This is a genomic window from Citrobacter amalonaticus (assembly GCF_018252635.1).
Lineage (GTDB): Bacteria > Pseudomonadota > Gammaproteobacteria > Enterobacterales > Enterobacteriaceae > Citrobacter_A > Citrobacter_A amalonaticus_E.
Genome location: NZ_JAGTXM010000001.1, coordinates 40,283 through 63,191 on the forward strand (window position 1 = coordinate 40,283; position 22,909 = coordinate 63,191).

The following is a 22,909-nucleotide window of genomic DNA, read 5'->3' on the forward strand; positions in this document are numbered from 1 at the left end:
CATGGCACATAATGACTATGCGCTGCTGACGTCGCAGAACGCGGCGCCAGTGAAAATGTGGACGCACGGCGTCCCGGTGGAACCTGAGGCGCAACAGCAATTGCTGAACACGGCGAAGATGCCGTTCATTTTTAAGCATCTGGCGGTGATGCCGGATGTGCATCTGGGGAAAGGGTCAACGATTGGCAGCGTGATCCCGACCAAAGGGGCGATTATTCCGGCGGCGGTGGGGGTGGACATCGGCTGCGGGATGATTGCGGTGCGTACCTCGCTGCTGGCAGGCGATCTGCCGGATAACCTCAGCGGGTTGCGGAGCGCAATTGAGCAGGCCGTTCCACACGGACGTACCAATACGCGCTCCCGTCGCGATAAAGGGGCGTGGGACACGCCGCCAGAGGAGGTGAGTACTCACTGGGGGACACTGGCACCGCGCTTTAAGCGCCTGACTGACAAGTATCCCTCGCTGTTGAAAACCAATAACCATCAGCATCTGGGAACGTTGGGAACCGGTAATCACTTCATTGAGGTTTGTCTGGATGAGCAGCAGCGTGTCTGGGTGATGTTGCACAGCGGTTCGCGTGGCGTAGGGAATGCCATCGGCAACGTGTTTATCACGCTGGCACAGCAGGATATGCAGCAGCATATCGCGAATCTCCCGGACCGAAACCTGGCCTATTTTCAGGAAGGGAGTCGGCACTATAACGACTACATCGACGCGGTGGAATGGGCGCAGGATTTTGCCCGACAAAACCGGGAGGTGATGATGTCTCGTGTGCTGGCCGCGCTGTCGCGTAGCGTGAGTAAACCGTTTCTCACCCAGCAGGAAGCGGTGAATTGCCACCATAACTACGTGCAAAAAGAGCGCCACTTTGGTGAAGAGGTGCTGGTAACCCGTAAAGGCGCTGTTTCCGCACAGAAGGGTCAGATGGGGATTATCCCGGGGTCGATGGGGGCGAAAAGCTTCATCGTGCGTGGATTGGGGAATGAAGAGAGCTTCTGCTCCTGCAGCCATGGGGCGGGAAGAACCATGAGCCGAACGGCGGCTAAAAAACGTTTTACCGTCGCGGATCAGATCCGGGCGACGGCCCACGTTGAATGCCGAAAGGACAGCGAGGTGATCGATGAAATTCCGATGGCCTACAAAGACATCGATGCCGTAATGGCGGCACAGTCTTCGCTGGTGGAGATCGTGCATACGCTACGGCAGGTGGTGTGTGTAAAAGGATGAAATAAGATGACGAAAAATGCAGTGAGTGCCGCAATGCGCGAACGGGTCACGCGGCAACTCAAAGAGATAGAAACCCGCTACGGCGTCAGGGTGCTGTATGCCTGTGAATCGGGGAGCCGCGGCTGGGGATTTGCCTCGCCGGATAGCGATTACGATGTGCGGTTTTTGTATGTTCATCCGCCACAGTGGTATCTGCGGGTCGAGGCACCGCGGGACGTGATCGAACTGCCGATTGACGACGAACTGGACGTGTGTGGCTGGGAGTGGCGTAAAGCGCTGGGTCTGCTGAAGGGTGCTAACCCGACGCTAATCGAGTGGCTGGATTCTCCGGTGATTTATCAGCAGGATGATGCCACGATCGGCGCGCTTAAAGCGATGATACCGCAATGGTTTTCTCCGCTTCGCGCTCGCTGGCACTACTACTCGATGGCGCGAAAAAACTTTCGCGGCTATTTACAGGGGGAAGCGGTGCGCCTGAAAAAATACTTCTACGTCCTGCGTCCGCTGTTGGCGGTGCGTTGGGTCGAAGCGGGGAAAGGCGTTCCGCCCATGCGTTTTGCCGAACTGCTGGCGGGAAGCGATTTGGATGCGCCGTTACGTCAGGAAATAGATGAACTGCTGGCGCGCAAACAGCGTGCGGGAGAGGCGGAATATGGCCCGCGTCGCCCGCTGCTACATGCGTTTATCCATACTGAACTGGCGCGAGGCGAAATCCCGCCCACGCTGCCAGATAGCCGGGAAGGCGATGTGAAGGCACTGGATCGACTGTTGTATGAGACGGTGATGTCGTGACCGTGTTGCCCGATGTGCCCGATGACGCTCACGCTTATCGGGCCTACAACGTCCGGCATTCAGGCCGGTCTCACTCAAACAAATTCTGGTGCAGCTTCTGCACCACCTGTTCTGCCTCGGTGCCAGGCACCAGGAAACAGAGGTTATGGCTGGAGGCACCGTAGCAAATCATGCGGATATTGAACGGCTCCAGCACGCCGAACACCTCTTTGCCGACGCCGCAGGCTTTCGACAAATCGTTACCAATCAGCGCGACCAGCGCAAGACCCTCTTCCACTTCCACCCGACACAAAGCCGACAGCTCCATAAGCAGGGATTGTGTCAGCAGCGTGTCGCCGGTGGAGGTGGAACCGGTAGTGTCCAACGTCAGCGCTACGCTCACTTCCGAGGTGGTAATCAAATCTACGGAGATATTATGGCGTGCCAGAATGCCGAACACTTCAGCCAGGAAACCGCGCGAGTGCAGCATATTCAGGCTGTGCAGGGTCAGCAGCGTCTGCTTACGACGCAGCGCCAGTGCCCGAAACAGCGGTGGATTCTCGGTTTTGTTGCAGACCAGCGTGCCCCCCGCTTTCGGGTCTTTACTGGAGCCGACGAAGACCGGAATATCGCTGCGCACAGCAGGCAGTAACGTCGCCGGGTGCAAGACTTTCGCACCAAAGGTAGCCATTTCCGCAGCCTCTTCAAAGGCGATTTCATCAATGCGTTGCGCCGCAGGCACCACACGCGGGTCGGTGGTATAAATGCCAGGAACGTCCGTCCAGATATCGACACGCGCCGCATGGAGCGCTTCGGCCAGCAGGGCTGCCGTGTAGTCGCTGCCGCCACGTCCGAGCGTCGTTGTACGCCCTTTACTTTCGCTGCCAATAAACCCCTGAGTGATCACCAGTCCTTCGCTCAAACGTGGCATCAGTTGCAGCGTTGCCAGTTCAGCCAGCGCGGCGACGTCCGGTTCGGCACGGCCAAAGCGATCGTTGGTACGCATCACTTTACGCACATCGAACCACTGCGCCTGAACGTTACGCTCGCGCAGAATTTCAACAAACAGCAGGGTGGACATCAGCTCGCCGTGGCTGACCAGTTCATCCGTCAGCGCGGTAGAGGTGGCTAATGAGGCTGCTTCCGCCAGGGTAGTGATATTTTCCAGCAGACGTTCGATCTCTTCACGAATCACGTTCGGATAGCGCAGACGCTCCAGGATATCGAACTGAATTTGGCGGATGGCATCGAGCTTCTCAAAGCGGGCCTGGGGTTCGAGTCCTTCTGCCAGCGCAACCAGCAGGTTGGTGATGCCTGCGGAAGCGGAAAGCACGACTAAACGCACGTTTGCATCGGAAAGCACCACGTCGGCGCTGCGGTTCATGGCATCAAAATCGGCGACGCTGGTACCGCCAAATTTGGAAACAACGATTTCTGTCATAACAACCTCGTGTCAGGGAGTGAGAAAGCGACCTGGGCACAAAGGCAGAACAGAAACCGGTGCAGGCGCAAATACCGTATTTATAAATAAAATGTGCAGACGACACTGTCAACGCCGGGATTATGCGGATTTTTCATGCTGGCAAGTGGCTGAGTAACCGTACTTATAACAACGCTGTTTTTTCACTGTATTTGACCGGGACCAGGGCAACGGCACTAAAACAATCACACTTTTCTGTGACTGGCGTTACAATCGATCCCAGTCACAATTCTCAAATCAGAAGAGTATTGCTAATGAAAAACATCAATCCAACGCAGACCTCTGCCTGGCAGGCACTACAAAAACACTTTGACGACATGAAGGACGTTACCCTCGCGGATCTGTTCGCGAAAGACAGCGATCGCTTCAATAAATTCTCCGCAACGTTTGACGATCTGATGCTGGTGGATTATTCCAAAAACCGCATCACCGAAGAGACGCTGGCGAAACTGCAGGATCTGGCGAAAGAGACCGATCTGGCGGGCGCTATCAAGTCCATGTTCTCCGGCGAGAAGATCAACCGTACTGAAGATCGTGCTGTGCTGCATGTGGCGCTGCGTAACCGTAGCAATACCCCAATTATCGTGGACGGCAAAGATGTCATGCCGGAAGTCAACGCGGTGCTGGAGAAGATGAAATCCTTCTCTGAAGCCATTATTTCGGGTCAGTGGAAAGGTTATACCGGTAAAGCGATCACTGACGTGGTCAACATCGGTATCGGCGGCTCCGATCTCGGCCCGTTCATGGTGACCGAAGCGCTGCGTCCGTACAAAAACCACCTGAATATGCACTTTGTTTCTAACGTTGACGGTACCCATATCGCCGAAGTGTTGAAGAAAGTGAATCCGGAAACCACCCTGTTCCTCGTGGCGTCCAAGACTTTCACCACGCAGGAGACCATGACTAACGCTCACAGCGCGCGTGACTGGTTCCTGAAATCCGCCGGTGATGAAAAACATGTTGCGAAACACTTCGCTGCGCTGTCTACCAATGCGAAAGCAGTCGGTGAGTTCGGTATCGATACCGCCAACATGTTCGAGTTCTGGGACTGGGTGGGGGGACGTTACTCGCTGTGGTCAGCGATTGGTCTGTCGATTATCCTGTCTGTCGGTTACGACAACTTTGTGCAACTGCTGTCCGGTGCGCATGCGATGGATAAGCACTTCTCGACCACGCCGCTGGAGAACAACCTGCCGGTGCTGCTGGCGCTGATTGGTATCTGGTACAACAATTTCTTTGGTGCCGAAACCGAAGCTATCCTGCCGTACGACCAGTATATGCACCGTTTCGCGGCCTATTTTCAGCAGGGCAACATGGAATCCAACGGGAAATACGTTGACCGTAACGGCAACCCGGTGGATTACCAGACGGGCCCGATCATCTGGGGTGAACCGGGCACCAACGGTCAGCACGCGTTCTATCAGCTGATTCATCAGGGAACCAAAATGGTTCCGTGTGACTTTATCGCACCGGCGATTACCCATAACCCGCTGTCCGATCACCATCCGAAGCTGCTGTCTAACTTCTTCGCGCAGACCGAAGCGCTGGCGTTCGGGAAATCCCGCGAAGTGGTTGAACAGGAATACCGCGATCAGGGTAAAGATCCGGCTCAGCTTGACCACGTTGTGCCGTTCAAAGTGTTTGAAGGCAACCGCCCAACTAACTCTATCCTGCTGCGTGAAATTACCCCGTTTAGCCTGGGGGCGCTGATCGCGCTGTATGAGCACAAAATCTTTACTCAGGGCATCATCCTGAACATCTTTACCTTCGACCAGTGGGGCGTGGAGCTGGGTAAACAGCTGGCAAACCGTATTCTGCCGGAGCTGAAAGATGATAAAGCGATCGAGAGCCACGATAGCTCAACTAACGGACTGATTAATCGTTATAAATCCTGGCGTTAATCTGGCGCCGTGCCGGATGGCGACACTAATGCGTCTTATCCGGCCTGGTCTCTGCCGTAGGCCTGATTAGCGAAGTGTCAACAGGCGCATTAATAATGAAAAGAGCCGATATTATTATCGGCTCTTTTTATGAGATAATTCCGGTTGTCCGTGTGGTTTCCCTTAATCTTATATTGAGCTTATTCCTAAAATAATAAATAACCTTAAAATAACCCTGTGTTATTTTAGGAAAATACGGATCGGTTGATTACTGATAAAAATCATAACATATTGATTTAGATATTTATTATATTTTCAGATAAAACCAATCATCCAGCAAAAGTCCAATTATCCTAAAACTGCCTCGCTATTTCCCCCTGCCGTAATTCGCATGCTTTAGTTGTGTATACTCGATCCCGCCCGAAATGCTTTTGGGTAAATCTCCATTCATTCAATGAAGGGAAATTGTTATGAAAAAAGTTCTGTATGGCATTTTTGCCATATCTGCGCTTGCGGCGAGTTCTGTCTATGCAGCCCCTGTTCAGGTGGGTGAAGCGGCAGGGTCGGCAGCAACGTCGGTGTCGGCGGGTAGCTCCTCGGCATCCAGCGTGAGCACCGTAAGTTCGGCGGTGGGTGTCGCTCTCGCGGCAACTGGCGGCGGTGACGGTTCCAATACCGGGACTACCACCACCACGACCACCAGTACCCAGTAAGAACGGTACATTTAATCCTAACCACACTTCGGTGTGGTTATTTTGCCCCTCTGGAGAAGAGTCGTGAAGCGACCTGCACTCATATTACTTTGCCTGCTGTTACAGGCGTGCTCAGCCACTACAAAGCAACTGGGCAATTCGCTGTGGGACAGTTTGTTTGGCACGCCCGGCGTACAGCTAACGGACGATGATATTCAAAACATGCCCTACGCCAGCCAGTACATGCAGCTCAATGGCGGGCCGCAGCTGTTTGTGGTGCTCGCTTTCGCAGAGAACGGGCAGCAGAAATGGGTGACGCAGGATCAGGCCACTCTCGTAACCCAGCATGGTCGTCTGGTGAAAACGCTGCTGGGCGGCGACAACCTTATCGACGTGAATAATCTCGCAGATGACCCGCTGAGCACACCGAATCAGATCGTCGACGGCGCTACCTGGACCCGCACGATGGGTTGGACGGAATACAAGCAGGTGCGCTATGCCACCGCGCGCTCTGTCTTTACATGGGATGGCAACGACACGGTAAACGTCGGCAGTGAAGAGACCCCGGTTCGCGTGCTGGATGAAGCCATCACAACCGATCAGGCGCGCTGGCATAACCGTTACTGGATCGATAGCGAAGGGCAAATCCGCCAGTCGGAGCAGTATCTGGGCGCGAACTTTTTCCCGGTGAAAACCACGCTGATTAAGGCGGCAAAATCATGATGAAACAGACTATTGCGGCGCTGCTCCTCAGCCTGAGCGCGTCATCTGTTTTTGCCGCCGGGACCATTAAGGTTTTTAGCGCCGGGAGCACAGAGCCGAAAACGCTTACCGGCGCAGAGCATCTTATCGATCTGGTGGGGCAGCCCAGACTGGCGAACAGCTGGTGGCCGGGCGCGGTGATCGCTGAAGAGAAAGCGACGGTGAAAGCGCAGAGCCAACAGCAGGCGTTGCTGGGGCGTCTGGCGGCGTTAAGCGCCAACGCGAGCGGAGAGGATGCCGCCGCGATCAACGCGCTGCGCCAGCAAGTTCAGGCGCTGAAAGTGACCGGTCGACAACTGGTGAATCTCGATCCGGACATGGTGCGGGTCAGCGAGCGCGGCAACCCGCCATTGCAGGGCAACTATACGCTGTGGGTCGGCGGGCAACCGACGGACGTTACGCTCTTTGGTCTGATAAGCCGTCCCGGAAAGCAGCCGTTTATGCCCGGGCGCGACGTCGTCAGCTATCTCGACGGACAAGACCGACTCAGCGGCGCTGACCGCAGCTATGCATGGATTGTTTATCCCGATGGCCGTACGCAGAAAGTCCCGGTGGCTTACTGGAATAAACGTCACGTCGAGCCGATGCCGGGCAGCATCATTTTTGTCGGGCTGGACGATTCTCTCTGGAGCAGCGAACCGGACGCGCTGAACGTCGACATTCTTCACACCCTGACGCAGCGGATACCTCAATAATGAAAAAAACATATCTGCTCAGCTTACTGGCGCTGGGCATCAGCGCAGCCTGCCATGCCGAAACGTATCCGGCGCCGATTGGGCCCTCCCAGTCAGATTTTGGCGGCGTGGGATTATTACAGACCCCAACCGCGCGCATGGCGCGTGAAGGGGAGTTGAGCCTCAACTATCGCGATAACGATCAGTATCGTTACTACTCCGCCTCCGTGCAGCTTTTCCCCTGGCTGGAAACCACGCTGCGCTACACCGACGTGCGGACGAAAAAATACAGCAGCGTCGAATCGTTTTCCGGCGATCAAACCTACAAAGATAAAGCGTTCGATCTGAAGTTACGCCTGTGGGAAGAGAGCTATTGGATGCCGCAGGTGTCGGTCGGTGCGCGGGATATCGGCGGGACCGGTCTGTTTGATGCGGAATATCTGGTTGCGAGTAAAGCCTGGGGACCGTTTGATTTCTCACTCGGCCTCGGCTGGGGCTATCTGGGAACCAGCGGAAACGTGAGTAATCCGCTCTGTTCATACAGTGATAAATATTGCTATCGCGATAACAGCTATAAGCAGGCCGGCTCCATTGACGGCAGCCAGATGTTCCATGGTCCGGCGTCGCTGTTTGGCGGTGTTGAGTACCAGACGCCGTGGCAGCCGCTGCGGTTGAAACTGGAATATGAGGGCAACAACTACCAGCAGGATTTTGCCGGTAAGCTGGAACAGAAAAGCAAGTTTAACGTCGGCGCCATTTACCGCGTCACCGATTGGGCCGACGTTAACCTCAGCTACGAACGTGGTAACACTTTTATGTTTGGGGTGACGCTACGGACCAATTTCAACGACTTGCGACCATCGTATAACGATAATGCACGCCCGAAATACCAGCCGCAGCCGCAGGACGCGATCCTTCAACACTCGGTGGTGGCGAACCAGTTGACGCTGTTGAAATACAACGCCGGACTGGCCGATCCGCAGATTCAGGTGAAAGGCGACACGCTATACGTGACCGGCGAACAGGTGAAATACCGCGACTCGCGTGAAGGTATTGAACGGGCGAATCGGATCGTGATGAACGATCTGCCAGAGGGGATCCGCACGATCCGCGTGACGGAAAACCGTCTCAACCTGCCGCAGGTGACTACAGAAACGGATGTCAGCAGCCTGAAACGCCATCTGGAAGGCGAACCGCTGGGACAGGAAACGCCGCTGGCGCAACAACGGCTTGAGCCGATAGTGCCGGAAAGTACCGAACAGGGCTGGTATATCGACAAGTCGCGCTTCGACTTCCACCTCGATCCGGTGTTGAACCAGTCCGTGGGGGGGCCGGAAAATTTCTACATGTACCAGTTAGGTGTGATGGCGGCAGCGGATCTGTGGGTCACCGATCATTTGCTGACCACCGGCAGCCTGTTTGGCAACCTCGCTAATAACTACGATAAATTCAACTATACCAATCCGCCGAACGATTCGAAGCTGCCGCGAGTACGTACCCGCGTGCGTGAATACGTGCAGAACGACGTTTACGTGAACAACCTACAGGCCAACTACTTCCAGTACTTTGGCAACGGTTTCTATGGTCAGGCTTACGGGGGTTACCTTGAAACCATGTACGGCGGGGCGGGTGCAGAAGTGTTGTACCGTCCGGTCGACAGCAACTGGGCGTTTGGTCTGGATGCCAACTACGTGAAACAACGTGACTGGCGTAGCGCGCAGGACATGATGAAATTCACCGACTACAGCGTGAAGACGGGACACCTGACGGCCTACTGGACGCCGTCATTCGCCCAGGACGTGCTGGTGAAAGCAAGCGTCGGTCAATATCTGGCGGGAGATAAAGGCGGCACGCTGGATATCTCTAAACGCTTCGACAGCGGCGTGGTGGTGGGCGGTTACGCCACGCTTACCAACGTCTCGCCGGATGAGTACGGCGAAGGGGATTTCACCAAAGGCGTCTACGTCTCGATTCCGCTGGATCTCTTCTCGACCGGCCCGACCCGCAGCCGTGCGGCCATCGGCTGGACGCCGCTAACGCGTGATGGGGGTCAGCAGCTCGGACGTAAATTCCAGTTGTATGACATGACCAGCGATAAAAGCGTGAATTTCCGCTAAGGTTGTTTTGCCGGATGGCGCTGCGCTTATCCGGCCTACATTCCCGTAGGCCCGGTAAGCGAAGCGCCACCGGGCGATTCTTCTGGTTTGCACAAAACATAAACAAAAAATATAGATCTCCGTCACATTTTTGCGTTATACAGGAACCTCACCACTGAGAAAGAGGTGCTGTTATGACGTCATTACCTCGTCCGCGCGTGGAGTTTATCTCCACGATCCTACAGACCGTGTTGAACCTTGGGCTGTTGAGTCTGGGCCTGATCCTGGTCGTATTCCTTGGTAAAGAGACGCTGCATCTGGCTGATGTGCTCTTCGCACCGGAACAAGCCAGCAAGTATGAGCTGGTGGAAGGGCTGGTTGTCTACTTTCTCTATTTCGAATTTATCGCGCTGATTGTGAAGTATTTTCAGTCAGGCTTTCACTTTCCGCTGCGCTATTTTATCTATATCGGGATCACCGCGATTGTCCGGCTGATCATTGTCGATCATAAATCCCCTCTTGATGTGCTGATCTATTCGGCGGCGATCCTGTTGCTGGTGATCACGCTCTGGATGTGTAATTCGAAACGCTTAAAGCGCGAGTAGATCGGATAAGGCAATGTGTGTCGTGGTTGCCTGATGGCGCTGCGCTTATCAGGCCTACAATGGGCTGGAGCGCGAATAAAAAGTAAGCAGGCCGGATAAGGTAACGCCGCCATCCGGCAGACAAAAAAAGGCGCTCCGTGGAGCGCCAAATTACAGTCACAAGTTGGATAAAAACACGTTGAGGGTGCAGTGGCATTACAGGTACTTCGATGAAACTTATCCTTTGACTCCGCCCGCCGTCAGGCCGTTGACCAGCCAGCGCTGCGCCAGCAGGAAGACCAGGGTGATTGGAATCGCAGACAGGACGGCGGCTGCGGCAAAATCGCCCCACAGATAGTTTTGTGGGTTGAGGTACTGCTGCATCCCGACCGCCAGGGTGTAGCTGTCCACATCACGCAGTAACAGTGAGGCAACCGGTACTTCGGTAATGGCGGCAATGAACGACAGAATAAAGACCACCGCCAGAATCGGTACCGACAGTGGCAACAGCACCAGGCGGAACGCCTGCCACGGGGTTGCCCCATCCAGCGCCGCCGCCTCTTCCAGCGAGCCGTCGATGGTTTCGAAATAGCCCTTGATGGTCCATACATGCAGCGCGATACCGCCAAGATAGGCGAAGATCACGCCACCGTGGGTGTTCAGACCAATAAACGGAATGTACTGGCCGAGGCGATCGAACAACGCGTACAACGCGACCAGCGACAGCACCGCCGGGAACATCTGGAAAATCAGCATCCCTTTGAGCAGCGTGGCTTTGCCGGGGAAGCGCATACGGGCAAAGGCGTAGGCACAGGTGGTCGACAACGCCACGATACCAATCGCGGTAATGCCAGCGATTTTCACCGAGTTCCACAGCCATAACAGAACCGGGAAGGGGGGCGGCGTGACGCGGCCATCAGCGTGTTCAACGCTAAAGCCCAGCGCCAGCCGCCAGTGCTCCCAGGAGATTTTTTCCGGGATCAGGCTCCCGGTAGCAAAGTTACCTTCACGCAGCGAGATGGCGATAACCATCAGCAGCGGGAACATGATCGCCGCGATAAACATCAGCAGCAGCAGGTGCGTGATAAAGAGGCGCAACTTTTGAGATTTCGGTTGGACCATTGCCATTTGTCGAGCCCTCCTTAGTCAAATTTCATGCGTGTGGCTTTCAGATTTACGATGGCCAGCGCACCGACCAGCAGGAAGATCAGCGTGGCGATTGCCGCCGCCAGACCGAAGTCCTGACCGCCGCCGCCTTCAAAGGCGATGCGATAGGTGTAGCTCACTAACAGGTCGGTATACCCGGCAGGCGTGGTCGTTCCGAGACGGTCCGGACCGCCGTTGGTCAACAGTTGAATCAGCACGAAGTTGTTGAAGTTAAAGGCGAAGCTGGCGATCATCAGCGGCGTCAGCGGCTTAATCAGCAGCGGGAGCGTAATCTTAAAGAAGTTCTGGAACGGACCGGCGCCATCCATTGCCGACGCTTCGTACAGGTCGTCCGGAATCGCTTTCAGCAGGCCCATGCACAGGATCATCATGTACGGATAGCCCAGCCAGGTGTTGACGATAATAATCATCGACCGTGCGGTGGTCGGGTCGCTGAACCATGCCGGTTTGATGCCAAACAGCGCGCTTAGCATCATGTTGATCTCCCCAAAGCTCTGATTGAACAGCCCTTTGAAGATCAGAATCGAAATAAACGACGGCACGGCGTAGGGCAGGATCAGCAGGACGCGGTAAATCGCTTTCCCTTTCAGCGATTCCCACTGAACGAGACACGCCAGCACCATCCCTACCGCCACGGTCAGGATGACGGTGAGCACCGAGAACACCACGGTCCAGACGAAGATAGCGAAGAACGGCTTCTGGATCCCTTCGTCGGTAAAGACGCGGGTAAAGTTATCCCAGCCGATGGTGACGGTGTAGCCCGGACTGAGCTTCTCGTCACCCCATTTCCCGTCTGCATTGATAGACTGGTAATAGCCGATGCCGTTATTGGGACGGTATTTCACGCCGCTCTGATTGTTAGTCAGCATACCGTCATCGGCGAGCGTGTACAGCGGCTGCGTACCGGAGAACTGGCGCAGCGAACTCATGATCACTTTGCTGTCATCGGGCAGTACGGCGGTGATCTGGTTCAGCGCCTGGCGATTCTGGGTGATGATGCGCAGCGTCGCGCGTTCACCTTCCGGCAGGGCGTTCGTTTCTTTCAGCGCCAGCTTTTGTTCGCCGCCAAATGTAAAGGCGTCGGAGAGGTAATTCTTACCCGTTTCACCGTCGGTGAGGGCCAGTTGCCACTCTTCACCGGCCGGATACAGCCCAAAGTTGTAGGATTTGCCCGCCTGATAAGAGCGGTCCATCAGCACCTGTTGGGCGCGTTCGAAAGTGAGCTGATTGGTACTGCTGTAGTTGGTAAAGGCAATGGCGATGGTGCAAATTAGCGGAAACAGAACGAACAGTCCCATACCGGCCATGCCAGGATAAACGTAGCGCCAGGCGTAGGTCTTACGGTTGGCAAAAATGTACAGGCCAGCAGAGCTTAAAATCAGCGTCATGATGGCGAACAGATATTCCCCTTGTGCATACATTAAAACGACAAGGTAACCCACCAGCAGGCCCAGCAGTCCGATCGCGGACCACTTCAGCATGTCGCTCTGCCACCAGTGACTCTTTTTAACGGCATCCATGGGGATCTTCCTCTACAGCAATAAAACTTTACGACCGGAGATATGCCTGATGGCGCTGCGCTTATCAGGCCTACAGCAAGTTGTAGGCCGGATAAGGCATGTATGCCGCCATCCGGCACATACTCAACAGCATTACTTAGTGATACGGCCCTGCGCGTCTTTCAGAGCAGCGTCAACCGTCTGGCGACCGCTGGCGGCGTTAATGACCGCCGTACGCACGGCGTACCAGAAAGCAGACATCTGCGGGATGTTCGGCATGATTTCGCCTTTCTGCGCGTTATCCATGGTGGCCGCGATGCGTGGGTCTTTCGCTAACTGTTCCTGATAGGATTTCAGCGCTACGGCACCCAGCGGTTTGTCCTTGTTAACTTCTTCCAGACCCTGATCGGTTAACAGGTAGTTTTCAAGGAACTCTTTCGCCAGTTCTTTATTTGGGCTGGCAGCGTTAATACCGGCACTCAGCACGCCAACGAACGGTTTAGACGGTTTGCCTTTGAAGGTCGGCAGCAGGGTGACGCCATAGTTCACTTTGCTCTTGTCGATGTTCGTCCAGGCCCACGGACCGTTGATGGTCATCGCGGTGTCGCCTTTGTTAAAGGCCGCTTCGGCGATGGAGTAATCGGTGTCCGCGTTCATGTGTTTGTTCTTGATGAGGTCAACCAGGAAGCCCAGACCCGCTTTCGCACCCGCGCTGTCGACGCCCACATCTTTCACATCGTACTTGCCGTTTTCAAACTTGAATGCGTAACCGCCGTCGGCAGCAATCAGCGGCCAGGTGAAGTACGGTTCTTGCAGGTTGAACATCAGGGCGCTCTTACCTTTCGCCTTCAGCGTTTTATCCAGCGCAGGGATTTCTTCCCAGGTCTTCGGCGGGTTTGGTACCAGGTCTTTGTTGTAAATCAGCGACAGTGCTTCTACCGCGATGGGGTAGGCGATCAGCTTGCCGTTGTAACGTACCGCATCCCAGGTGAACGGGTAGAGTTTGTCCTGGAACGTTTTTTCCGGGGTGATTTCAGCCAGCAGGCCAGACTGTGCGTAACCGCCAAAACGATCGTGCGCCCAGAAAATGATGTCCGGACCGTCACCGGTTGCTGCGACCTGCGGGAATTTCTCTTCCAGCTTGTCCGGGTGCTCGATAGTCACTTTGATACCGGTGTCTTTCTCGAATTTTTTACCCACTTCGGCCAGGCCGTTATAGCCTTTGTCGCCGTTAATCCAGATAACCAGTTTACCTTCTTCAATTTTGGCCAGAGCCGGTGCGGAAATCATCATTGCTGCGAGGGCGGACAATGCGAAAACGCGTGCGCCAGTCTTGATCTTCATATCTGCCATCCTTTTGGTGATGTGCTCGTGGTAAGACGTCAGTGGTTCAACGTGACTCAGTCTCCTTATTTGACATCCTCTTTCCATCCTCCTTACCCCTACGCCCCACCCGCTCTTTATGTGATCTGTGTTGCAGAAATGTGAGTAATGCGTACTGGCGCACATAAAAACGGACTCATTTTTGCGGGTAACATCACGAAATTCCCCGATGTCCCCCGGCCTGGGTCGCAGACTTCCTTCTCTCATCCTCCCGACTCCTCCCCCATAAAAAAGCCGGGGGGTGGAGGATTCACGCACGCCGTGAATCCCGCATAGTCGGGCCATCATGAATGTTGCTGTCAATGACAGGTTGTAACGAAGGGAGAAGGCATGGCGAGCGTACAGCTGCGAAATGTAACGAAAGCCTGGGGTGACGTGGTGGTATCGAAAGATATCAATCTCGACATTCACGAAGGGGAATTCGTAGTGTTTGTTGGACCGTCAGGCTGCGGCAAATCGACCCTGCTCCGTATGATTGCCGGACTTGAAACGATTACCAGCGGAGACCTCTATATTGGGGAAACCCGCATGAACGATATCCCCCCCGCGGAACGTGGCGTCGGTATGGTCTTTCAGTCCTACGCGCTCTATCCCCATTTATCCGTTGCCGAAAATATGTCGTTTGGCCTGAAACTGGCGGGCGCTAAAAAAGAGGTGATGAATCAGCGTGTTAATCAGGTTGCAGAAGTCCTGCAACTGGCGCATCTGCTGGAGCGCAAACCGAAAGCACTTTCGGGAGGACAGCGTCAGCGCGTGGCGATTGGCCGTACGCTGGTGGCGGAACCGCGCGTGTTCCTGCTCGATGAACCCCTCTCTAACCTTGATGCCGCGCTGCGCGTGCAGATGCGTATCGAAATCTCCCGTCTGCATAAGCGCCTTGGGCGCACGATGATTTACGTCACCCACGACCAGGTCGAAGCGATGACGCTGGCCGACAAAATTGTGGTGCTGGATGCGGGTCGCGTCGCGCAGGTGGGTAAGCCGCTGGAACTGTACCACTACCCGGCAGACCGCTTCGTCGCGGGCTTTATTGGTTCACCGAAGATGAACTTCCTGCCGGTGAAAGTCACCGCGACCGCCATCGACCAGGTGCAGGTGGAATTGCCGAACCGTCAGCACGTCTGGCTGCCGGTCGAAAGCCGTGATGTACAGGTTGGCGTAAACATGTCGCTGGGTATTCGTCCTGAACATCTGCTGCCCAGTGATATCGCCGATGTCACGCTGGAAGGCGAGGTTCAGGTCGTCGAACAGCTTGGTCACGAAACCCAGATTCATATCCAGATCCCCGCCATTCGTCAGAACCTGGTGTACCGCCAGAACGACGTGGTGTTGGTAGAAGAGGGCGCCACATTCGCTATTGGCCTGCCGCCAGAACGTTGTCATCTGTTCCGTGAAGATGGCACCGCATGTCGTCGGTTGCATAAAGAGCCAGGCGTTTAAGGTGTCCCATTAAAAAAAGCGCAAAGCCCTACGGTGAAGCGTTCAAAGAAAAGCAATGATCTCAGGAGATAGAATGATGATTACTCTGCGCAAACTCCCCCTGGCGGTTGCCGTCGCAGCAGGCATTATGTCTGTTCAGGCAATGGCAGTGGATTTCCATGGTTATGCTCGTTCCGGTATCGGCTGGACGGGTAGTGGCGGCGAACAACAATGTTTCCAGGCAACAGGTGCTCAAAGTAAATACCGTCTTGGTAACGAATGTGAAACTTACGCGGAACTGAAACTGGGCCAGGAAGTGTGGAAAGAGGGTGATAAGAGCTTCTATTTTGACACCAACGTTGCCTACTCTGTAGCACAGCAGAATGACTGGGAAGCCACCGACCCGGCATTCCGCGAAGCGAACGTGCAGGGTAAAAACCTGATCGACTGGCTGCCGGGCTCCACCATCTGGGCGGGTAAGCGCTTCTATCAGCGTCATGACGTTCATATGATCGACTTCTACTACTGGGATATCTCAGGTCCTGGTGCCGGTATCGAAAACATCGATCTGGGCTTCGGCAAATTGTCTCTGGCCGCAACCCGCTCACAGGAAGCTGGCGGATCTTATATCTTCAGCAGCAATGATATCTACGACCGTTACAAAGACACGGCGAACGACGTGTTCGACGTGCGTTTAGCCGGGCTGGAAACCAACCCGGACGGCGTGCTGGAGCTGGGTGTTGACTACGGTCGTGCGAACAAAACTGACGGTTACAGCTATGCCGACGGCGCCACCAAAGACGGCTGGATGTTCACCGCTGAACATACCCAGAGCATGCTGAAAGGCTACAACAAGTTTGTGGTTCAGTACGCCACCGATGCAATGACCACCCAGGGTAAAGGGATCCCACAGGGTTCCTTCACGGGTAACAGCTACAACCCGGATACGGAAATTGGTGTCGTTAACAACGAAATCAACAACAACGGTTCTCTGGTGCGTATCCTCGACCACGGTGCAATCTCTCTGGGCGACCGTTGGGATCTGATGTACGTCGGTATGTATCAGGATATCGACCGTGACGACGACAACGGTACCCGCTGGTGGACCGTGGGTGTGCGTCCGATGTTCAAATGGACGCCAATCATGAGCACCCTGATGGAAGTCGGTTACGACAACGTGAAGTCTCAGCGCACTAACGACACCAACAATCAGTACAAAATCACCCTGGCACAACAGTGGCAGGCAGGCGACAGCATCTGGTCTCGTCCGGCTATCCGTGTCTTCGCAACCTACGCGAAGTGGGATGAGAAATGGGGTTACGACAACGGTATCGCCTATAAAGATACCAGCGCGCATACCTTCAGCCGTGGTGACAACGATGAGTGGTCATTCGGTGCTCAGATGGAAATCTGGTGGTAATCCAGCACTACCCTGACGTAAAGAGGGGCGAAAGCCCCTCTCAAACTGCAGTAATGCCCGATGGCGCAAGCTTATCGGGCCTACGGCGCCAGTTTGTAGGCCGGATAAGACGTCGTCGCCATCCGGCATAATCTGGTTTAGCGCGCTATTGCCTGGCCACCGCTGAACCCACGCTTTCTGAGGTGATAACAATGAAAATGAAGAAAAGTCTCGTCGCCCTTTGTTTATCCGCAGGGTTATTTGCCAGTGCGCCGGGCATCAGCCTGGCCGATGTTAACTATGTGCCGCAAAATACCAGCGCTGCGCCGACGATTCCGACGGCTGCACTTCAGCAGTTAACCTGGACGCCGGTTGACCAGTCCAATACGCAAACGACGCAGCTTTCGACTGGCGGTCAGCGTCTTGACGTGGCCGGCATTTCCGGTCCGGTTGCCGCGTACAGTGTGCCAGCGAACATCGGGGAGCTAAACATAACGCTCTCCAGCGAAGTGAACAAACAAACCAGCGTCTTTGCGCCCAACGTCCTGATTCTTGATCAGAACATGACGCCTTCTGCGTTCTTCCCGAGCAGCTATTTCACCTACCAGGAGCCGGGCGTGATGAGTGCGGATCGTCTGGAAGGGGTGATGCGCCTGACGCCAGCGCTGGGCCAGCAGAAACTCTATGTTCTGGTCTTTACGACCGAGAAAGATCTCCAGCAGACCACCAAATTGCTTGATCCAGCGAAAGCCTATGCCAAAGGCGTGGGCAACTCGGTTCCGGATATTCCGGATCCGATCGCCCGTCATACCACGGATGGAGTGCTGAAGCTGAAAGTGAAAACCAGCAGCAGTTCCAGCGTGCTGGTCGGGCCACTGTTTGGGTCTTCCGGCCCTGGTCCGGTGACGGTGGGTAATACCGCCGCGCCTGCGCCGACCTATGCTGCACCGGTTGCCGCGCCGGTGGTTGCTCCTGCGCCCGCGAAGAAAAGCGAGCCGATGTTGAACGACACCGAAAGCTACTTTAACAAAGCGATTAAAGACGCCGTTGCCAAAGGCGACGTTGATAAAGCGCTGAAACTGCTTGATGAAGCTGAACGTCTGGGATCAACATCTGCCCGTTCCACCTTTATCAGCAGTGTAAAAGGCAAGGGGTAATCTTCTCCCCACATTGCTGATTTGCACCAACTGGTGCGTCATCTGGCGCACCTTTTTTTTAGCATTTCCTGCGACTTGTTACACTTTTGTTGCGCAACAGATCACTTAATTAGGTTTCCATCTTCCGTAAGCGCTTTTCTGCGATACAATGCCTTTCAGTTATGAAACGGAGAGTCAGGCATGTCACACCCCGCGTTAACGCAACTGCGTGCGCTGCGCTATTTTGAAGAGATTCCCGCCCTGGATCCAGAACAGCTCGACTGGCTGCTACTGGAAGATTCCATGACAAAACGTTTTGAGCAACAGGGAAAACGGGTCACTGTGACTCTGATCAGGGAGGGATTTGTCGGTCAAAATGAGGTGAAGGAAGAGCTGACTCGACTGCCAAAAGAATCCCGCTACTGGCTGCGTGAAATCCTGTTATGTGCCGATGATGTACCCTGGCTGGCTGGACGTACCGTGGTGCCTGAATCCACGCTGTCTGGTCCTGAACTGGCCTTACAAAACTTAGGCAAAACCCCGCTGGGGCGTTATCTGTTTACATCATCGACGTTGACCCGAGATTTTATTGAGATTGGTTGTGATGCCGGGTTGTGGGGACGCCGTTCCCGCCTGCGACTGAGCGGTAAGCCGCTGATGTTGACCGAACTATTTTTACCCGCATCACCGTTGTACTAAGAGGAAAATAAAATGGAGTGGAGTCTGACGCAAAATAAGCTGCTGGCGTTTCACCGCTTGATGCGTACGGATAAGCCCATCGGCGCCTTACTGCTGCTCTGGCCGACGCTGTGGGCACTGTGGGTGGCGACTCCTGGCGTCCCTCAATGGTGGATCCTGGCGGTGTTTGTCGCCGGGGTCTGGCTGATGCGTGCCGCCGGATGCGTGGTCAATGACTATGCCGATCGGAAATTCGACGGGCACGTTAAACGCACGGCGAACCGCCCGTTGCCCAGCGGCGCGGTGACGGAGAAAGAGGCCCGGACGCTGTTTGTCGTACTGGTGGTGCTCTCTTTTCTGCTGGTGCTGACGCTCAATACCATGACCATTCTGCTGTCGATTGCGGCACTGGCCCTGGCGTGGGTCTATCCGTTTATGAAGCGCTACACCCATCTGCCGCAGGTAGTGCTGGGGGCGGCGTTTGGCTGGTCGATCCCGATGGCTTTCGCGGCGGTGAGCGAGTCGGTACCGTTGAGTTGCTGGCTGATGTTTCTGGCCAATATCCTGTGGGCGGTGGCTTACGACACGCAGTATGCGATGGTGGACCGCGATGACGATCTGAAAATCGGCATAAAATCGACGGCTATCCTGTTTGGCGAACATGACAAGCTGATTATCGGTATCTTGCAGGTGGCAGTGCTGGCGCTGATGGCCTTGATTGGCTGGCTGAACGGCCTGGGGCTGGGTTATTACTGGTCTGTGCTGGTCGCTGGCGCGCTGTTTGTGTACCAGCAGAAGCTGATTGCCAACCGCGAACGCGAAGCCTGCTTTAAAGCGTTTATGAACAATAACTACGTGGGGCTGGTGCTGTTTATTGGTCTGGCGATGAGTTACTGGCATTTATAAAACATCTTGCCCGATGGCGCTGCGCTTTACCAAACCGTAAGCTGATGTAGGCCGGATAAGGCGGAACGCCGCCATCCGGCAATCTGACATAAAAAAGCCGGTCATGTGGACTGACCCCATAAAGTTGGACAGTTCATGTTGACCGGCTTTTTCTTTACTCGCTCTGCGTTGCGCTCTCGATGGTGAGGCGTACATCTGACGTAATGAGTTCCGCCAGCATCTGATACACCTTCATCGTTTCGCCCGGTTCCGCATCGCCGGTATCGCTGATATAACCTTCATCCCGCAACGTCAGCACCAGTGAGCTGAACACCGCTTTATCGAAGAATTCCGGCGCGTTGATACCGTGGAGCACGGAAAGACGCTGCGCTACGGTGCGGCTTTCTTTCTCCAGCGTCCCGCGGTTGATCGACGGGTTGGCACTCAGCAGCCAGAAGGTGATGGCATAACGCTGCAGCGTTTCGCGCGCCCCGGCCGCCAGCAGTTGCAATGTGCGGGAGTGCGCCGGGTTGATATGCAGCTCGTCATCCTGAACGGTAATCAACCCCTGACGCTGCATTTCAGCCGCCAGCGCGTCAATGACACCCGCCAGCTCGTCGCGTTCCCAACGCAGGAACAGCTCGGCTTTCAGCATCGGATAGAGCACGTCAACATGCTGCAGCAACGCGTCACGAGAAATATGACGATGCTGGGTGACGATCGCTGCCATCAGCGACGGCAACACCAGCATATGCGCGATGTTATTGCGGTAGTAGGTCATCAGCACCGCCTGCTCACGCGGCAGAATGATGATATCGCCAATGGTATCCTTCTCGACTTCGAACTTGTTCATTTGCAACGCGTGATCGATTAGATCGCTGGCGCTGACAGATGGCACGGTCGAATCAGAGGAATATGGCACATTGCGCATCAGATCCAGGTAACAATTGAGCTGCTCGGTCAACTGTTCGCGGGTTAGCGAACGCTGGCGTGAGGCTAACAGCGCGGTGCAGCACAGGTTCATGGCGTTTGCCGCACCCGCGTTGTTGATACGTACCATCAGTTCAGCCGCAATCCCGTTCACCGTCGGCGTCAGCCAGGCCGGACGCACCGCTTCGATCGGATCGATAGATTCGCGCCACTCCGGTACATGGTGATTCAGATACGTCATCAATGGCATCGGCTCGCCAAAGTTCACGTAGCCCTGACCGAGATTACGCAGCTTGCTCAGGCCACGCAGCATCTGTGGCAGACTTTCTTTCTCTTTGGTCGCGCCGCGCAGCTCTTTGGCATAGGTTCCCACTTCCATCACGTGCTCGTAACCGATGTAAATGGGCACCAGGGTGATCGGACGGGTGCCGCCGCGCAGCATCGCCTGGATAGTCATCGACAACGTGCCGGTTTTCGGGTCCAGCAAACGGCCGGTACGGGAACGGCCGCCTTCAACAAAGTATTCAACCGAGTAGCCGCGGCTGAACAGTTCACCCAGATATTCACGGAAGACGGTGGAATAGAGCTTATTGCCCTTAAAGGTACGACGAATGAAGAACGCGCCCAAGCGGCGGAAGATCGGGCCGGCTGGCCAGAAGTTCAGGTTTATACCGGCCGCGATATGCGGCGGCACCAGCCCCTGGTGATAGAGCACGTAAGAGAGCAACAGATAGTCCATGTGGCTGCGGTGGCAGGGAACATAAACAATTTCGTGCCCGTCGTGCGCCAGTTGGCGAACGCGTTCCGCGTTGTGAACGTTAATTCCCTGATAGAGCCGGTTCCAGGTGAAACCCAGAATACGGTCAGTCAGGCGAATCATCTCGTAAGAGAAGTTGGCGGCGATCTCTTCCATCAGCGCAATGGCGTTTTGCTGCGCCTTTTCGTGAGAGATCTTCTTGCTGCGCGCTTCGTCTTCTACCGCGCGGGCAATCGCTTTGGACGCCAGCAGCTTGTTGAAAAGATCCTGACGCGCAGGTAAACGCGGCCCCACCGCGGCCAGACGCTGACGGGCGAAGTGCATACGCGCGACGCGAGCCAGTTTCTGCGCAATGGTCTTATCCGTACCGTGTTCATCGGCCATGCGGCGCAGAGAAACAGAAGGTGAGAAGCGCACAAAGCTGTCGCGTCCTAGCCAGGAGACAGCAAAGAATTTCTGAATGCCGTTAAGCATACGCAGCGGCGGATTCACTTCGCCTTTCTCGCGGCCCGGCGCGCGACCAAACATCACCGATACCGGCACCATTTGCACATCCAGATCCGGATTGCTGCGATGCAGGTCGAGATAGTTATGGAACAGCTTAATGGACTCTTCTTTCGGCGTGTAATAGGTGAAAACACGCGGTCCGCCGTGAATGAACACATAGCGTGGCAGCAATGTGCCGTCGATCTCCAACGGTTCTAACGGGTCGGGGAGATCGTGCGCCAGACATTGTGCGCGCAGCGTCAGCAAGTCCGCTTTGGAGTTGTACGGTAAAACGTACATAATTGGACGAGAGGTATCGAGTCCCAGTTCCGGGGCAGGATCTGCCGGAATAGACTTGCTTTTTACCAGTACGCTTAATGGTAAATTCAGGATTTTATAGTAAATTCGTGGCCAGCCGGACATAAACGATGTAAAGCCTCTGGTTAATAATGCAATTGCGTTGCAAGGATATCAGAAAGTCATGTGAATTTCTGGTGTATCCCGTCATACTTCGCGCCGCGTTGCCTTAACTCGAATCACATGAGTTAACAAGACAATGTCATTGACGCCAATAATGCAAAAAGGTTCTTTTAATGGCTAATAATACCACTGGATTCACCCGAATTATCAAAGCTGCAGGCTATTCCTGGAAAGGTTTTCGCGCCGCGTGGATTAACGAGGCCGCGTTCCGTCAGGAGAGCGTGGCGGTTCTGCTGGCTGTGGCCATTGCCTGCTGGCTGGACGTGGATGCCATTACGCGCGTTCTGCTGATCGGCTCTGTTATGCTGGTCATGATTGTTGAAATTCTGAACAGCGCCATCGAGGCCGTGGTGGACCGTATTGGTTCTGACTATCACGAACTTTCTGGTCGCGCAAAAGATATGGGATCGGCGGCGGTGCTGCTCGCAATCATTATTGCGCTGATCACCTGGGGCATTCTGCTGTGGGCGCATTTTGGTTAAGGTTTTACGACCCCGCTTCCATAACAGATTAAAACTCTTGT

The 22,909-nt window shown here is 54.9% G+C and carries 19 protein-coding genes; 14 read left to right on the top strand and 5 right to left on the bottom strand.

Annotation, left to right across the window (positions count from 1 at the left end):
* Position 1 precedes the first annotated feature (1 nt).
* The gene (locus KE671_RS00195) at positions 2-1,228 is read left to right on the top strand and encodes an RtcB family protein (RefSeq protein ID WP_206161213.1); all 1,227 of its coding nucleotides are present in this window, start codon (positions 2-4) and stop codon (positions 1,226-1,228) included.
* A gap of 6 nt (positions 1,229-1,234) precedes the next feature.
* On the top strand, positions 1,235-2,020 hold the full coding sequence (locus KE671_RS00200; protein ID WP_206161214.1) for a nucleotidyltransferase domain-containing protein: 786 nt from the start codon (positions 1,235-1,237) through the stop codon (positions 2,018-2,020).
* Between the two features lie 70 nt (positions 2,021-2,090).
* Here the strand turns inward: KE671_RS00200 and lysC are convergent, their stop codons facing one another.
* Positions 2,091-3,440 carry a lysine-sensitive aspartokinase 3 gene (gene lysC / locus KE671_RS00205; RefSeq protein WP_206161215.1) on the bottom strand — a complete coding sequence of 450 codons (1,350 nt, stop codon included), beginning with the start codon at positions 3,438-3,440 and terminating at the stop codon, positions 2,091-2,093.
* Positions 3,441-3,733: 293 nt separating this feature from the next.
* On the opposite strand from lysC, the gene pgi reads away from it, so the two are divergent.
* From pgi to psiE, 6 genes are all read left to right on the top strand, one after another.
* On the top strand, positions 3,734-5,380 hold the full coding sequence (pgi, locus tag KE671_RS00210; RefSeq protein ID WP_206161216.1) for a glucose-6-phosphate isomerase: 1,647 nt from the start codon (positions 3,734-3,736) through the stop codon (positions 5,378-5,380).
* A gap of 449 nt (positions 5,381-5,829) precedes the next feature.
* Positions 5,830-6,072 (top strand): exopolysaccharide production protein YjbE, encoded by a 243-nt coding sequence (gene yjbE, locus KE671_RS00215; RefSeq protein ID WP_042321038.1) that lies wholly within the window; start codon positions 5,830-5,832, stop codon positions 6,070-6,072.
* A gap of 63 nt (positions 6,073-6,135) precedes the next feature.
* The gene (locus tag KE671_RS00220; protein WP_206161217.1) at positions 6,136-6,774 is read left to right on the top strand and encodes a YjbF family lipoprotein; all 639 of its coding nucleotides are present in this window, start codon (positions 6,136-6,138) and stop codon (positions 6,772-6,774) included.
* On the top strand, positions 6,771-7,508 hold the full coding sequence (locus KE671_RS00225; RefSeq protein WP_206161218.1) for a capsule biosynthesis GfcC family protein: 738 nt from the start codon (positions 6,771-6,773) through the stop codon (positions 7,506-7,508). Before KE671_RS00220 ends, KE671_RS00225 begins: the two co-directional genes overlap by 4 nt.
* Positions 7,508-9,604, top strand: a complete 2,097-nt coding sequence (locus KE671_RS00230; RefSeq protein ID WP_206161219.1) for a YjbH domain-containing protein — start codon at positions 7,508-7,510, stop codon at positions 9,602-9,604. Before KE671_RS00225 ends, KE671_RS00230 begins: the two co-directional genes overlap by 1 nt.
* 173 nt (positions 9,605-9,777) lie before the next feature.
* On the top strand, positions 9,778-10,188 hold the full coding sequence (psiE, locus tag KE671_RS00235) for a phosphate-starvation-inducible protein PsiE (RefSeq protein WP_206161220.1): 411 nt from the start codon (positions 9,778-9,780) through the stop codon (positions 10,186-10,188).
* Positions 10,189-10,404: 216 nt separating this feature from the next.
* Here the strand turns inward: psiE and malG are convergent, their stop codons facing one another.
* The 3 genes from malG to malE form a co-directional block, all read right to left on the bottom strand.
* Positions 10,405-11,295: a maltose ABC transporter permease MalG gene (gene malG, locus KE671_RS00240; RefSeq protein WP_206161221.1), complete on the bottom strand. Its 891-nt coding sequence runs from the start codon at positions 11,293-11,295 to the stop codon at positions 10,405-10,407.
* A 14-nt stretch (positions 11,296-11,309) separates the two neighbouring features.
* Positions 11,310-12,854 (bottom strand): maltose ABC transporter permease MalF, encoded by a 1,545-nt coding sequence (gene malF, locus KE671_RS00245; protein WP_206161222.1) that lies wholly within the window; start codon positions 12,852-12,854, stop codon positions 11,310-11,312.
* 132 nt (positions 12,855-12,986) lie between these two features.
* On the bottom strand, positions 12,987-14,177 hold the full coding sequence (gene malE / locus KE671_RS00250; RefSeq protein ID WP_206161223.1) for a maltose/maltodextrin ABC transporter substrate-binding protein MalE: 1,191 nt from the start codon (positions 14,175-14,177) through the stop codon (positions 12,987-12,989).
* Between the two features lie 369 nt (positions 14,178-14,546).
* Between malE and malK the strand changes: the two genes are divergently transcribed.
* The 5 genes from malK to ubiA all read left to right on the top strand — a co-directional run bounded on the left by malK (position 14,547) and on the right by ubiA (position 19,754).
* On the top strand, positions 14,547-15,656 hold the full coding sequence (gene malK, locus KE671_RS00255; protein WP_206161224.1) for a maltose/maltodextrin ABC transporter ATP-binding protein MalK: 1,110 nt from the start codon (positions 14,547-14,549) through the stop codon (positions 15,654-15,656).
* Positions 15,657-15,729: 73 nt separating this feature from the next.
* A complete protein-coding gene (locus tag KE671_RS00260) occupies positions 15,730-17,055 on the top strand; it encodes a maltoporin (RefSeq protein ID WP_206161225.1) in 1,326 nt (441 codons plus the stop codon).
* 191 nt (positions 17,056-17,246) lie between these two features.
* Positions 17,247-18,191: a maltose operon protein MalM gene (gene malM, locus KE671_RS00265; protein WP_206161226.1), complete on the top strand. Its 945-nt coding sequence runs from the start codon at positions 17,247-17,249 to the stop codon at positions 18,189-18,191.
* Positions 18,192-18,371: 180 nt separating this feature from the next.
* Positions 18,372-18,869 (top strand): chorismate lyase, encoded by a 498-nt coding sequence (gene ubiC, locus KE671_RS00270; protein ID WP_206161227.1) that lies wholly within the window; start codon positions 18,372-18,374, stop codon positions 18,867-18,869.
* A gap of 12 nt (positions 18,870-18,881) precedes the next feature.
* On the top strand, positions 18,882-19,754 hold the full coding sequence (gene ubiA / locus KE671_RS00275) for a 4-hydroxybenzoate octaprenyltransferase (RefSeq protein WP_206161228.1): 873 nt from the start codon (positions 18,882-18,884) through the stop codon (positions 19,752-19,754).
* Positions 19,755-19,908: 154 nt separating this feature from the next.
* Here the strand turns inward: ubiA and plsB are convergent, their stop codons facing one another.
* The gene (gene plsB, locus KE671_RS00280; RefSeq protein WP_206161229.1) at positions 19,909-22,329 is read right to left on the bottom strand and encodes a glycerol-3-phosphate 1-O-acyltransferase PlsB; all 2,421 of its coding nucleotides are present in this window, start codon (positions 22,327-22,329) and stop codon (positions 19,909-19,911) included.
* 170 nt (positions 22,330-22,499) lie between these two features.
* Between plsB and KE671_RS00285 the strand changes: the two genes are divergently transcribed.
* Positions 22,500-22,868 carry a diacylglycerol kinase gene (locus tag KE671_RS00285; RefSeq protein ID WP_206161230.1) on the top strand — a complete coding sequence of 123 codons (369 nt, stop codon included), beginning with the start codon at positions 22,500-22,502 and terminating at the stop codon, positions 22,866-22,868.
* Positions 22,869-22,909: the final 41 nt, after the last annotated feature.

Bases quoted from the DNA above. Each gene is read 5' to 3' on its own strand.
- KE671_RS00195 (WP_206161213.1), top strand. From the start codon at position 2: ATGGCACATAATGACTATGCGCTGCTGACGTCGCAGAACGCGGCGCCA.
- KE671_RS00200 (WP_206161214.1), top strand. From the start codon at position 1,235: ATGACGAAAAATGCAGTGAGTGCCGCAATGCGCGAACGGGTCACGCGG.
- lysC (WP_206161215.1), bottom strand. From the start codon at position 3,440: ATGACAGAAATCGTTGTTTCCAAATTTGGCGGTACCAGCGTCGCCGAT.
- pgi (WP_206161216.1), top strand. From the start codon at position 3,734: ATGAAAAACATCAATCCAACGCAGACCTCTGCCTGGCAGGCACTACAA.
- yjbE (WP_042321038.1), top strand. From the start codon at position 5,830: ATGAAAAAAGTTCTGTATGGCATTTTTGCCATATCTGCGCTTGCGGCG.
- KE671_RS00225 (WP_206161218.1), top strand. From the start codon at position 6,771: ATGATGAAACAGACTATTGCGGCGCTGCTCCTCAGCCTGAGCGCGTCA.
- KE671_RS00230 (WP_206161219.1), top strand. From the start codon at position 7,508: ATGAAAAAAACATATCTGCTCAGCTTACTGGCGCTGGGCATCAGCGCA.
- psiE (WP_206161220.1), top strand. From the start codon at position 9,778: ATGACGTCATTACCTCGTCCGCGCGTGGAGTTTATCTCCACGATCCTA.
- malG (WP_206161221.1), bottom strand. From the start codon at position 11,295: ATGGCAATGGTCCAACCGAAATCTCAAAAGTTGCGCCTCTTTATCACG.
- malF (WP_206161222.1), bottom strand. From the start codon at position 12,854: ATGGATGCCGTTAAAAAGAGTCACTGGTGGCAGAGCGACATGCTGAAG.
- malE (WP_206161223.1), bottom strand. From the start codon at position 14,177: ATGAAGATCAAGACTGGCGCACGCGTTTTCGCATTGTCCGCCCTCGCA.
- malK (WP_206161224.1), top strand. From the start codon at position 14,547: ATGGCGAGCGTACAGCTGCGAAATGTAACGAAAGCCTGGGGTGACGTG.
- KE671_RS00260 (WP_206161225.1), top strand. From the start codon at position 15,730: ATGATGATTACTCTGCGCAAACTCCCCCTGGCGGTTGCCGTCGCAGCA.
- malM (WP_206161226.1), top strand. From the start codon at position 17,247: ATGAAAATGAAGAAAAGTCTCGTCGCCCTTTGTTTATCCGCAGGGTTA.
- ubiC (WP_206161227.1), top strand. From the start codon at position 18,372: ATGTCACACCCCGCGTTAACGCAACTGCGTGCGCTGCGCTATTTTGAA.
- ubiA (WP_206161228.1), top strand. From the start codon at position 18,882: ATGGAGTGGAGTCTGACGCAAAATAAGCTGCTGGCGTTTCACCGCTTG.
- plsB (WP_206161229.1), bottom strand. From the start codon at position 22,329: ATGTCCGGCTGGCCACGAATTTACTATAAAATCCTGAATTTACCATTA.
- KE671_RS00285 (WP_206161230.1), top strand. From the start codon at position 22,500: ATGGCTAATAATACCACTGGATTCACCCGAATTATCAAAGCTGCAGGC.